This is a genomic window from Pseudomonas faucium (assembly GCF_021602585.1).
Taxonomy (GTDB): Bacteria; Pseudomonadota; Gammaproteobacteria; order Pseudomonadales; family Pseudomonadaceae; genus Aquipseudomonas; species Aquipseudomonas faucium.
This window is the reverse complement of sequence record NZ_BQIP01000003.1, coordinates 229279-240669: the sequence shown is the minus strand read 5'-3', so window position 1 is coordinate 240669 and position 11391 is coordinate 229279. Positions and strand designations below refer to the sequence as shown.

The 11391-nt window shown below is 65.1% G+C and carries 9 protein-coding genes; 3 read left to right on the top strand and 6 right to left on the bottom strand.

What is annotated here, in order from left to right:
• The first annotated feature begins 66 nt into the window (after positions 1-66).
• Genes L6D75_RS05930 through L6D75_RS05920 form a run of 3 tightly spaced genes read left to right on the top strand, consistent with a single transcriptional unit; the run spans position 67 to position 1682 of the window.
• On the top strand, positions 67-747 hold the full coding sequence (locus L6D75_RS05930) for a class I SAM-dependent methyltransferase (protein ID WP_176512427.1): 681 nt from the start codon (positions 67-69) through the stop codon (positions 745-747).
• A 6-nt stretch (positions 748-753) separates the two neighbouring features.
• Positions 754-1455 carry a lipopolysaccharide kinase InaA family protein gene (locus L6D75_RS05925; RefSeq protein ID WP_176512428.1) on the top strand — a complete coding sequence of 234 codons (702 nt, stop codon included), beginning with the start codon at positions 754-756 and terminating at the stop codon, positions 1453-1455.
• Positions 1452-1682 (top strand): hypothetical protein, encoded by a 231-nt coding sequence (locus L6D75_RS05920; RefSeq protein WP_176512430.1) that lies wholly within the window; start codon positions 1452-1454, stop codon positions 1680-1682. Before L6D75_RS05925 ends, L6D75_RS05920 begins: the two co-directional genes overlap by 4 nt.
• A gap of 137 nt (positions 1683-1819) precedes the next feature.
• On the opposite strand, the gene L6D75_RS05915 is transcribed toward L6D75_RS05920, so the two are convergent.
• The 6 genes from L6D75_RS05915 to L6D75_RS05890 all read right to left on the bottom strand — a co-directional run bounded on the left by L6D75_RS05915 (position 1820) and on the right by L6D75_RS05890 (position 11353).
• Positions 1820-4864, bottom strand: a complete 3045-nt coding sequence (locus L6D75_RS05915) for a multidrug efflux RND transporter permease subunit (RefSeq protein ID WP_176512432.1) — start codon at positions 4862-4864, stop codon at positions 1820-1822.
• Between the two features lie 13 nt (positions 4865-4877).
• Positions 4878-6026 carry an efflux RND transporter periplasmic adaptor subunit gene (locus tag L6D75_RS05910; RefSeq protein ID WP_176512434.1) on the bottom strand — a complete coding sequence of 383 codons (1149 nt, stop codon included), beginning with the start codon at positions 6024-6026 and terminating at the stop codon, positions 4878-4880.
• A gap of 175 nt (positions 6027-6201) precedes the next feature.
• Positions 6202-7299, bottom strand: coding sequence for a DUF1513 domain-containing protein (locus L6D75_RS05905; RefSeq protein WP_176512436.1), 1098 nt, complete (start codon positions 7297-7299; stop codon positions 6202-6204).
• A gap of 2 nt (positions 7300-7301) precedes the next feature.
• Positions 7302-8366 carry an imelysin family protein gene (locus L6D75_RS05900; RefSeq protein WP_176512437.1) on the bottom strand — a complete coding sequence of 355 codons (1065 nt, stop codon included), beginning with the start codon at positions 8364-8366 and terminating at the stop codon, positions 7302-7304.
• Between the two features lie 19 nt (positions 8367-8385).
• Positions 8386-9813, bottom strand: coding sequence for a di-heme oxidoreductase family protein (locus L6D75_RS05895; protein ID WP_176511907.1), 1428 nt, complete (start codon positions 9811-9813; stop codon positions 8386-8388).
• A gap of 202 nt (positions 9814-10015) precedes the next feature.
• Positions 10016-11353: an imelysin family protein gene (locus L6D75_RS05890; RefSeq protein WP_176511906.1), complete on the bottom strand. Its 1338-nt coding sequence runs from the start codon at positions 11351-11353 to the stop codon at positions 10016-10018.
• Between the last annotated feature and the right edge of the window lie 38 nt (positions 11354-11391).

Here is an 11391-nt window from a genome sequence, read left to right as displayed (position 1 = left end):
ATTGGCATAACCTGTTGCCCACGCTTGGCTACTTAAGGTAAGCGCAATGGAGCCAGGAGATGCCCAATGCGTAGCCCGATCAAACTCGAATTTTCCGAGAAGTACGACCAGCAACATGCTCAGGAGTACTTCCTCAAGCACCAGGATGGCCTGGCCCGTCGCCTGTCGCACAGCCGCGACGAGCAACTGGCGCGCCGTGCCCTGGCGCTGGCGGGAGAGCCGGGGTTGGTGCTTGACCTGCCTTGCGGTGCTGGCCGCTTCTGGCCGCTGTTGGCCGAAAAGCCGAACCGGGTGATCATCGGCGCCGACAACTCCGAGGCGATGATCGAGACAGCCTGTGCCGCTCAACCGCCGGAAGTGGTGGCTCGGGTACGGCCTTTGCAGACATCGGCATTTGCCATCGACCTGCCCGACAACTCGGTCGACAGCATTTTCTGCATGCGGCTGTTCCACCACATTGGCGAAGCGGCCCACCGCAAGACAATTCTCTCGGAATTCCAAAGGGTTAGCCGCGACAGCGTAATCCTGTCATTGTGGGTCGATGGTAACTTCAAGGCTTGGCGGCGCAAGAAGCTCGAGCAGCGGCGCAGCGCCAGGGCCGAGCCGGACAGTTACCAGAACCGTTTTGTGTTACCGGCAGAGACAGTTGAAGAAGAATTCAAGGCCGCCGGCTTCAGGATCCAGGAACGCCTCGACTTCCTGCCGTTCTATGCCATGTGGCGGGTTTATGTATTACGTAAGGGGTAGTGTTTGATGGCTGTAGCCCAGCGTGACGAGTCACGGTTCGATTATTACTGGCGCCAGCAGGGCGAATGGGTCGAGGAGCCCAACCAGCGGCGCGGCGGTGAAAGTGGCGTGCAACGGCTCGACGATGGCAATGGCAAGCTGCTGTATGCCAAGCGCCAGGTCGGGCATATCTACCGCAGCCTGCTGCACCCGTTCGGCCGGCCGACCGTGCTGCGCGAACTCGATGCGCTGACCAGCTGCGAACAGCTGGGCGTGCGTGTGCCGCGCATCGTCTTTTGTGGCGCCGAGCGTGATGCCGACAAGCAATGGCGTGCGCTGCTGGTCAGCGAGGCGCTGGACGGTTTCGTCGAACTCGACACCTGGCACGCCGAAGGCGCCCGCGAACGTTACCCGCAGGTGGTGCACGAGCGCATGCTCAAGGATCTGGCCGACAACCTGGCGCGCATGCACCTGGGGCATTGGCAGCATGGTTGCCTATATGGCAAGCACGTGTTCATCAAGGTGATCGGCGAGGGTGAACAGGCCCGGGTCGAGGTTGCCTTGCTCGATCTTGAAAAATGCCGCCGGCGCATCAGTTGTCAGCGCGCGGCGGGTAATGATCTTCGCCAGCTGCGCCGCCATTCGTCGCTCAATGACGCGGAATGGCAATCGCTGCTCTATTTTTACCAGATGGCGTTTGGCAGCGCTGTCAAAGGGTTAGGGCAATGAAACTAGAAATCGCTCGAGCTTTATTCCTGGTGGCTGGGTTGGCTGTGACCACGGCGGCGGTAGCTGCTTGGGAAGAGCCACGGCCAGTGGTATTCAGCAAGGCCGACATGGCGGACCAGTGCGCAGTGCCGCGGGTCGTCAAGCAGGCGCATGCGCAGGCCCGTGCGGACGAGGACCTGCTGCTGTTCCTGTTCGGCATGCACCAAGGGTTGCGGCCGTTCGGCTGAGCCTGGCTCGAGCAAACCGAGGCCCCGCTATTGCGGGGCCTTTGTATTGGTGGTGGCCCTATCGCCGGCAAGCCGGCTCCCACAGGTACAGCATGCGCCTCCAGTGTGGGAGCCGGCTTGCCGGCGATAGGGCCAGATCAGCTGGCGACAGTCTCCCTGGCCACCGCCTTGTGCGCCAACAGCGTGTAGATGCACGGCAACACGAACAAGGTGAACAAGGTCCCGATCGACATCCCGGTCGCGATCACCGTACCGATATCAAACCGGCTCACCGCCCCCGCACCTGTCGCCAGAATCAGCGGCACCATGCCAAACACCATCGCCGCCGTGGTCATCAGCACCGGCCGCAAGCGAATGGCCGCCGCTTCCTCGATGGCCTCGCGCACGTCCAGGCCTTTTTCCTCGCGCAACTGGTTGGCGAACTCGACGATCAGGATGCCGTGCTTGCTGATCAGGCCGATCAGCGTCACCAACCCCACCTGGGTGTAGATGTTCATGCTGGAAATGCCCAGGAACAACGGCAACAGCGCCCCGCAGATCGACAGCGGCACCGTTACCAGGATCACCAGCGGGTCGCGGAAGCTTTCGAACTGGGCGGCCAGCACCAGGAAGATGATCGCCAGCGCCAGGCCGAAGGTCACCCACAGCGCACTGCCTTCCTGCACATATTGGCGCGCGGCCCCGGCGTAATCGAACGAGAAGCCCTCCGGCGCTTCCTCGCGGGCGATATCGGTCACGGTCTGCAGCGCTTCGCCGATGCTGACCATCGGCACGCCCTGGATGATCGCCGAGTTCAGCTGCTGGAACTGGTTGAGCTGGCGCGGGCGGGCGCGCTCGCTGAGGCTGATCAGCGTCGACAGCGCCAGCAACTGGCCCTGGTCGTTCTTGACGTAGTAGCTGTTGAGCCAGCCGGCGCTGTCGCGGTAGGGCCGTTCGACCTGGGCAATCACCTTGTAGCTGCGCCCTTCGAGGGTGAAGCGGTTGATCTCGGCCTCACCCAGCAAGGTCGCCAGGGTTGAGCCCAGGGTGTCCATGGACACGCCCATCTGCGCGGCCTTGGCGCGGTCGATGTCGACCACCACCTCGGGTTTGTCGAAGGCCAGGTCGATGTCGAGGAAGGCGAACTTGCCCGAGGCCTGGGCACGCTCCTTGACCCGCTGGGCCACTTCCAGCAGGGCCGGGTAGTCGCCGGCAGTGTTGATCACGAACTGGAACGGCAGGCCCTCGCCGGTACCGGGTAGCGACGGCAGGTTGAAGCCGAAGATCTGCAGCCCGCCAATTTCCTCGAGCTTGGCTTGCACCTGCGGCAGCAGCTCCATCTGCGTGCGGTCGCGCTCGTTCCAGGGCTTGAGCAAAAAGCCGCCGATACCGCTTTGCACGCCATTGAAGCCGTTGATCTGGAACGATGAGTAATACTCGGGGAAGGCCTTGAACAGCGGCGTGAACTGGTCGGTGTAGGCGTTGAGGTAGTCGAGGTTGGCCGGCTGCGGTGAACTGCTCATCATGAAGATCACCCCCTGGTCCTCGTTCGGCGCCAGTTCGTTCTGGGTGAACTTGAGCAGCAGCGGGATCAGGCACAGGATGATCACCGCGAACACCAGCACCACCGGGCGGCTGTCCAGGGTGGCGTGGAGGATGCGCTGGTAGCGCACCTTCAGGCGCTCGAACAGCTGGTCGAGGCGGTGGGCCAGGCCGCTGGGGTTCTGCTCCCGGCGCAGCAGCAGGGCGCACATCATCGGCGACAGGGTCAGGGCGACAATGCCCGAGATCACCACCGCGCCGGCCAGGGTCAGGGCGAACTCCTTGAACAAGGCGCCCGTAAGCCCGGTGAGAAAACCGATCGGCGCGTACACCGCCGCCAGGGTGATGGTCATCGACACCACCGGCATGGCGATTTCCCGGGCGCCTTCAAGGGCGGCGTCGAACGGCGATTTGCCTTCTTCCATGTGCCGGTGGATGTTCTCCACCACGACGATGGCATCGTCCACCACCAGGCCGATCGCCAGCACCATCGCCAGCAGTGTCAGCAGGTTCAGCGAATAGCCCATCATCTGCATGAAGAACAGCACGCCGATCATCGACAGCGGAATGGTCACCACCGGGATCAGCACCGAGCGCAGCGCGCCAAGGAACAGGAACACCACCACGATGACGATCAGCACCGCCTCGCCCAGGGTCTTGATCACTTCGTCGATGGAGGCCTGGATGAACAGCGTGGCGTCGTAGGCGATCGACACCTTCAGCGCCGACGGCAGCTGGCTCTCGAGCTCCGGCATGATCCGCCGCACCTCCTTGATCACCTCCAGCGGGTTGGCGGCAGGGGTGGCCTTGATGCCGATATAGACCGACGGGATGCCGTCGAACGAGCTGACCGTGTCGTAGTTCTCCGCGCCCATCTCGACCCGCGCCACATCGCCCAGCAGCACCCGGCTGTCGCCGGTGGTCTTGACCGGCAGGGCGGCAAAGGCCTCGGCCGACTTGAGCTCGGTGCTGGCATTGATGCTGGTGACCACGTACTCGCCTTTCACCTCACCGGCCGCGGAAAGGAAGTTGTAGCGGCGCACGGCGCTGGTCACGTCTGTGGCCGAGAGGCCAAAGCCTGCGAGCTTCACCGGGTCGATCCAGATGCGCATGGCAAACACCTGGTTGCCGAGGATCTGCGCCTCGGCCATGCCGGGCAGGGTGGCCAGCTTGGGCTGGATCACCCGGGACAGGTAGTCGGTGATCTGCGGGTTGCTCATTTCCTTGCTGTAGAAGCTGATGTACATCAGCGCCGAGGCGTCGGCGGCTTCCTTGCTCAGCACCGGGTCTTCGGAATCTTGCGGCAGCTGGTTGCGCACCTCGTTGGCCTTGGCCAAGAGCTCGGTGAACAGCCGGTCGCTGTCGGCGCCGATCCGCGCATAGATGGAAATGATCGAGAAGTTCTGCCGGCTCACCGAGGTCATGTAGTCGATGCCTTCGGCGCTGGCCAGGCTCTGTTGCAGCGGCTGGGTGATGTAGCCCTGGATGGTTTCGGCGTTGGCCCCGGGGTAGGCGGTGGTCACCGTGATCAGGGCGTTTTCCATCTGCGGGTATTGGCGGATCTGCAGCTTGCTCCAGGCCTGGAAGCCGAGCAGCAGGATCAGCAGGCTGACCACGCTGGCCAGCACCGGGCGGCGGATGAACGGGTCGGTGAATGCCATGCCTGCCTCCTGGTCAGTCAGCGCGCGGGGAGCCCTGCTGGGGCTTGAGCGCATTGTCCTGGCCGATGCGGATGGCCGCGCCGGGGGTGAGTTTGAGCTGCCCGGCGGTCACCACCTGCTCGCCGGCATTGAGCCCCTTGCTGACCACCACCACGCCATCGCGGCGCTCGCCGGTCTGCACGGTGCGTTGTTCGGCAATGAGCTGGGCGTGGCCCTGGTCGTCCGTCAGCGCTTTGCCGTCCTTGTCCTGCTTGGGCGTGGCGACATACACCGAGTTGCCATACAGGGTGTAGGTGATGGCGCTTTCCGGCACCACCACTTGCGGGCGCGGGTCGGGCAGCAGCACCAGCAGGTTGGCGAACATGCCCGGCAGCAGCTTGCCGTCGGGGTTGGCCATGGTCGCGCGGACCAGCAGGTTGCGGGTGCTTTCCTCGACCTTGGGGTTGATCGCGCTGAGGCTGGCGGCGAAGGTCTGGCCCGGATACGCGGCCACCTGCACTTGCACCTGCTGGCCAAGGCTCAGCTGCGGCAGGGCCTGCTCCGGCACGTTGAAGTCGACATACAGGCTGGACAGGTCCTGCAAGGTGGCGATCACCGCGCCGGCCGCCAGGTAGTCGCCGACATCCACCTGGCGGATGCCGATGGTGCCGCTGAACGGGGCACTGATGCTCTTCTTGGTCTTCGATGCCTTGAGCTGGTCGACCACGGCCTGGTTGCGCCGGTACTGGGCGGTGAGGCGGTCGTACTCGCCGCGCGAGATGGCCGAGTCGCCGACCAGCTGGCTGCCGCGGCCGAAGTCGACCTTGGCCAGGCCCAGGTCGGCCTGGGCGGTGCCGAGCAAGGCGCTTTCCTGGTCGTCGTTGAGCTGCAGCAGCAACTGCCCGGCCTTGACCTTCTGCCCGGAGTCGAAGTGCAACGACTTGACGATCCCTTCGACCTCCAGGCTCAGCTCGACGCCTTGCAGGGCCTTGAGGCTGCCGACGGCGGGCAGGCGTTCCTGCCACTGGCGTTCTTCAGCCAGGGCCGCGGCCACGGTGATGGGCGGCCTCGGGGCGCTGAACATCTGGATCTGCTGGTAGATCGAGAATGCCTTGTAGCCCCCCAGGGCCAGCACGATCAGCACGACGACGGCCAACATGATGAGCATGCGGCGGCGCAGCATAAGTCCGGTTCCTTGGATACGTGATTGTTATTCGTGGTGGCACGACAACGGGCGATCCTGCCCACGTGTGGATGGGGGAAGTATTGACTGTTTTTGCCAGGATGGGAGATGTATTGGCTGTATGGGCGCTATCGCCGGCTTGCCGGCGATAGGGCCCGTTCAGGCAGCCAACGGGTCAGGCCAGGTGCAGGTGGTTGTCCCAGAACCCGGAAGGCAGGTTCATCGGTTGCCCGATCAATTCGGCCTTGCGGCAATCATAGAAGCGGCAGCGCCCCTGCCCGGAAGTGACCACGAAACCATCCTTCACCGCGCCCACGCCGGCGCAGTCCGGCATCGGTGCATCGAGCTTCACCGCGCCGCTGTCCAGGTCCCAGATGAACAGCCGGTTGGCCCGTGGTGCGGTCAGCGCCACCAGGCGCAGGTCGCTGTGCAGGGCCACGCTGGCGGTGTACTGGGCCATCGACTGCAGTTGCCGCTCCGCCACCGGGAAGGCCTTGAACGGCTCGCCCGGGCGCTTGATCGCCAGCAGCTCGGCGGTTTCTTCGGCATCGCCCATGAACTGCTGGCAGGCCACCACGGTACCGTCACTGCCCACCGCCAGGTGGCGCACGCTGTTCATCTGCTGGGCCAGGGTTTCCTTGCTCAGCAGGGTGCCGTCGCGCTGCATCAGCACCAGGCTTGGCTGCATGGCGTCAAGGTTCATCTCGACCCGGCTTTCGGCCTCGGTGCGGATGCCGCCGTTGGCCACCACCAGGGTTTCGCCGTCGGGCAGCCAGGCCACTTCGTGGGGGCCGATGCCGTGGGTCGGGATCTCGCCGGTGTGCACCAGGCGCTCGCCCTCGAAGCGGTACACGCCCAATACGCCCCGGCCAGGGTCGGTGGTGTCGTTCTCGGTGGCGTACAGCCATTCGCCGCCGCTGTGGATCACCGCATGGCCATAGAAGTGCCGGTTCGGCTGCGAGGTGATGGTCTGCAGCAGGCGCCCGTCACGCAGGTCGACCAGGTAGCTTTCGGTACCGGGGCGGCGTGCGACGAACAGGGCGATCGGCAGGCTCGGGTGGTTGATGATGGCATGGCAACGCTGGGCCACCTGGGTGCTGAACACCTGGCTGCCGTCCAGGCGGAACCCGACCGCGTAATGCTTGCCGTCGCCATCGTCACGCGCCGACAGCAGCAGGGGTTCGCTGCCTTTGTTGCGAAACAGGCTCCAGCCACCCAGGGTCAGGGCGCTGAGCAATACGCTACCGAGTTTGATTGCCTGGCGTCGCAGCATGGTCAGTCACCGTCGTTGGCATTGAAGCCCAGTTGGATGTTCAGCGCCTTGGCCAGGTCGCCTTCATGCAGGCGGTGCACGGTGTTCAGCGCGTCGTAGATCTGGTTCAGGCTCTGTTGCCCGGCGTCGTCGGCCAGCAACTCGCCCAGCGACTTCTGGTTGTCGGCCAACAGCTTGAGGGCGCTAGCGTAGGCGTCGTCGATTTTTTGCGCCAGGGCTTTCTGATCGCTGCCCAGCAGGCCGCGCAGGCCCTGGTTGTCGACGCCGACCCAGACCGCCTGGGCGGCCTTGAGGCTGGCTTCCAGGCTCTTGAGCGAGGAGTGGCTGCGCCAGGCTTCGGCCTGCAGCGGCTGCGGGATGCCCTTGCTCTGGCGGCCCATCGGCGCGCCGAGTTTCTTCTTCAGGGTGTCCAGGGCGGTGACCTGGGCACGCAGCAGGTCGGCGATCGCTTCGTGGGAATCGGCGTAGCGCTGGTTGGGGAACTTGGTCATCTGCGAGAGCATGCCGTCGGTGCTGTTCCAGCTCTTGAGGATGTCTTCGGCCAGTGCCTTCTGGTGCTCACCGATGGCCACCAGCAGCGGGCAGTAGCGGGCCTTCTGCTCGGCGGTGGCGATGTCCGGCTTGCTGTCGAAGAGGATGTACTCGTAGGCCGAGAGGCCGCGCACGACCACGCTGGCCTTGCCCAGGGCGGCGGCGTCGACCGGCTTGTCGCCATTGACCAGCTGCTCGACCTGGCGGCCGACCAGGTTTTTCTTGTCGGGCCAGAACTGCACTTGCCAGGCGCGGTTGCCTTCGGCCAGCGGGCCGACCAGCAAGGGCTGCAGCTCGGCCCAGGCTTTCTGAGCGTTGAGGAAGTCGGCGCGCGCGGTTTCCAGGCTGGCCTTGCCTTCGCAGTAGGCCAGGGCGCTGCTGGCCAGCTGGCGGTCGGCCTCGACCCAGCGGCTGTAGGTCGGCAGGATCACCTGCTTGGCGATGGCGGCGGAAGTCACGGCCTGCGGGTCCTGGGGCGAGCAGGCACCGAGAGCGAGTGCGGCGAGGCTGGTGAACAACAGTTTGGGTCGGAACATGCCCGGCTCCTTGCGCGTTTTAAAGTGAGTTCAGGAACGCCAGCAGCGCGGCGCGCTGCTCGGCATTGAAGGTCAATACATGGTCGCGCGCCGCCTGGGCTTCGCCGCCGTGCCAGAGCACGGCTTCGAGCAGGTCGCGGGCGCGGCCGTCATGCAGATACTGGGTGTGGCCACTGACCGCCTGGGTCAGGCCGATGCCCCACAGCGGTGGCGTGCGCCAGTCCTGGCCGTTGGCGGCGAATTCGGTGCGCTCGTCGGCCAGGCCCGGGCCCATGTCGTGCAGCAGCAGGTCGCTGTAGGGGCGGATCACCTGCCCGGCCAGCTCGGGCTCGGCGGCATCGCGGGCGGTGGTGAACTGCGGGGTGTGGCAGCCCTGGCAGCCGGCCTGGAAGAACAGGTTCTTGCCCGCCAGCACCTGCGGCGCACCCACGTCGCGCCGGGCCGGCACGCCGAGGTTGCGGGTGTAGAAGGTGACCAGGCGCAGGATGTTGTCGCTGACTTCCTTTTCGTCACCTGCACCGTCGCCGTTGGGCGCCGCCAGGCAGGCGGCCTGCGCCGGGGTGCAGTCGTCCTTGGGTTGCAGGGTGCTGGTCAGGCCCATGTCGCCGGCAAAGGCGTGCACGTTCTGCTGGTTGACGTTGGGCTGCCCGGCCTTCCAGCCGAAGCGGCCGACCACGGTCTTGCCCTGGGCGTCGTCCCACACCCGGTTGGCGCGGCCACGAATGCCGTCGCGGTTGCGGTCATCGGGGTCTTCGTTGGCCAGGATGTCGGCTTCGGGGATGGCTTCGAGCAGGCCCAGGCCGATCATCGGCGGCGCCACGCGGGCCGAGAAACGGGTGTCGGGGTGCATCGGGCCGTAGCCGAGCTGGGTGATCTGCAAGGTCGGGCGGCGCAGTTCGACCGGGTGGCCATCCTTGAAGGCCACGGTATGCGTGGTGTAGGTCACCCGCACCTTGCCCTCGGGCGCAACGCCTGGAATGGCCATGTCCTGCAATTGAGTGCCGTATACCGGCTCGGGCACCACGCCCAGGCGCTCGATTTCCTTGGCCAGGTACGGCTGGTCAGGGATCGACAGGCGCACCAGCATCGACACCGCGTTGCTGTCGCCAGGCTCGGGCGGGTGGCCGCGGCCATCACGCACGTGGCAGTTCTGGCAGGCGTTGGTGTTGAACAGCGGGCCGAGGCCGTCGCGCGCGGTGGTGGTGGAGGGCGCGATCACCCAAGGGCTGCGAAAGAAACTGTTGCCCACGGCGAAGTCCAGGCGCCGCTCGGGCGACAGGTTGGCCGAGGGCAGGGAAAAGGCATTGCGGTCGCTGCGCTGCACGGTCGCCTGGCCACCGGACAACGCTTCGCCGGGCTCGGCCTGGGTGAAACGCGGTGCGTCGTCACAGGCGGCGAGGGCGAGGGACAGCAGCAAGGGGGAAAGTCGGGACAGCGACGAGGACATGCAAAATCCTGGGCGTGGACGAAAAACCGGCGTGCAAGCTTAGCAGGCTGGCGATATTTGAATAAGAGCAATTTGCAATTACCTGGGTGAAAAGGTTGTGAAAATGCCAGCATTTTCATGGCCTTCTTCGGCCTTTTCGCGGGGCTGGCACAGAAAAAAGGCGGCCCGAAGGCCGCCTCTTTCACAACCACAACCGCCCGAATCAGAATTCGTGGTCGGCGGTATCCGGGTTCAGGTTGGCAATGCCCAGCTTGCCTGCTGCCTGTTCGATGGCACCGGTCTGCTTGACCAGCGAGGCGATGGCATCGCGCACGATCTGGTTGCCGGCCGCGTTGTCGGCGGCGATCAGCTGGTCGTAGTGCTCGCCCTTGAGGGCGTGGTCGACGATCACCTGGATCTTCGCCTCGGTGTTTTCCAGGTCGGCCTTCAGGGTAGCGTCGGTGGCAGGATCGGCCTTGGCCACCAGCGACGACAGGCTCGGGCCGGTCATCTTGCTGCCGTCGACACGGGTGTACTCGCCCAGGTAGACGTTGCGGATGCCCTTGGCGTCGTAGAAGTGCGAGTAGTGGGTGTTGTCGCTGAAGCAGTCCTGCTCGTCTTCCGGCGAGTTGGCTTCCAGCGAAACTTTCATGCGCTCGCCGGCCAGTTCGCCCAGCGACAGGCTGCCCATGCCGAACAGCATCTTGCGCAGGCCGTCGGCCACAGGCTCGGCTTCCAGGGTGGCGCGGTAGTTGTCGGCGACGTTCGGTGCCCAGTTGCCGACCATCTCTTCGAGGTCCTTGACCAGCAGGTCGGTCACCGCCTTCAGGTAGGCGCGGCGACGGTCGTTGTGGCCGCCGGTGGCGCCTTGGCCTTCGAGGTAGTCGGACGCCGGGCGGTTGCCCGCGCCTGGGCCGGTGCCGTTGAGGTCCTGGCCCCAGAGCAGGAATTCGATGGCGTGGTAGCCGGTGGCGACGTTGGCTTCGGAGCCGCCCAGCTCGTTGAGGCTGGCCAGTTTCTCAGGGGTGATGTCCTTGACGTCGACCTTCTCTTCGCCGACCTGAATCTCGGTGTTGGCGATGATGTTGGCGCTGGCAGCCGGGTTGCCCAGGGCGTGTTCGTAGCTCTGGTCGACGTAGTCGATCAGGCCTTCGTCCAGGGGCCAGGCGTTCACCTGGCCTTCCCAGTCGTCGATGATGGTGTTGCCGAAGCGGAACGCCTCGCTCTGCAGGTACGGTACGCGTGCGGCGGCCCAGGCAGCCTTGGCGGCTTTGAGGGTGTCGTCGTTGGGCTTGGCGAGGAAGGCGTCGATGGCGCTCTGCAGGGTCTTGGCGGTGCTCAGCGAGTCGCTGTACACGGCGTAGACCATGTCGGTGTAATGCTTGACCACGGCCTTGCCGGCCGCTTCGTCGACAGCCCCAGGCGCCGCGGCGGTGGTGCTGGCGGCAGCAGGTGCCTGAGCTTGCGGGGCGGCGGCCTTGTCATCCTTGCCTTCGCCGCAACCGGCGAGGGCGATGGCGATGGCCAGCAGACTGGCGGAAGCCAGAGGCATACGAATCATTATTGGTTTTCCTGCGTCGTGTGGTTGGACCAAGGGTT

Bases quoted from the DNA above. Each gene is read 5' to 3' on its own strand.
- L6D75_RS05905 (WP_176512436.1), bottom strand. From the start codon at position 7,299: ATGCTGCGACGCCAGGCAATCAAACTCGGTAGCGTATTGCTCAGCGCC.
- L6D75_RS05930 (WP_176512427.1), top strand. From the start codon at position 67: ATGCGTAGCCCGATCAAACTCGAATTTTCCGAGAAGTACGACCAGCAA.
- L6D75_RS05925 (WP_176512428.1), top strand. From the start codon at position 754: ATGGCTGTAGCCCAGCGTGACGAGTCACGGTTCGATTATTACTGGCGC.
- L6D75_RS05910 (WP_176512434.1), bottom strand. From the start codon at position 6,026: ATGCTGCGCCGCCGCATGCTCATCATGTTGGCCGTCGTCGTGCTGATC.
- L6D75_RS05895 (WP_176511907.1), bottom strand. From the start codon at position 9,813: ATGTCCTCGTCGCTGTCCCGACTTTCCCCCTTGCTGCTGTCCCTCGCC.
- L6D75_RS05915 (WP_176512432.1), bottom strand. From the start codon at position 4,864: ATGGCATTCACCGACCCGTTCATCCGCCGCCCGGTGCTGGCCAGCGTG.
- L6D75_RS05920 (WP_176512430.1), top strand. From the start codon at position 1,452: ATGAAACTAGAAATCGCTCGAGCTTTATTCCTGGTGGCTGGGTTGGCT.
- L6D75_RS05890 (WP_176511906.1), bottom strand. From the start codon at position 11,353: ATGATTCGTATGCCTCTGGCTTCCGCCAGTCTGCTGGCCATCGCCATC.
- L6D75_RS05900 (WP_176512437.1), bottom strand. From the start codon at position 8,366: ATGTTCCGACCCAAACTGTTGTTCACCAGCCTCGCCGCACTCGCTCTC.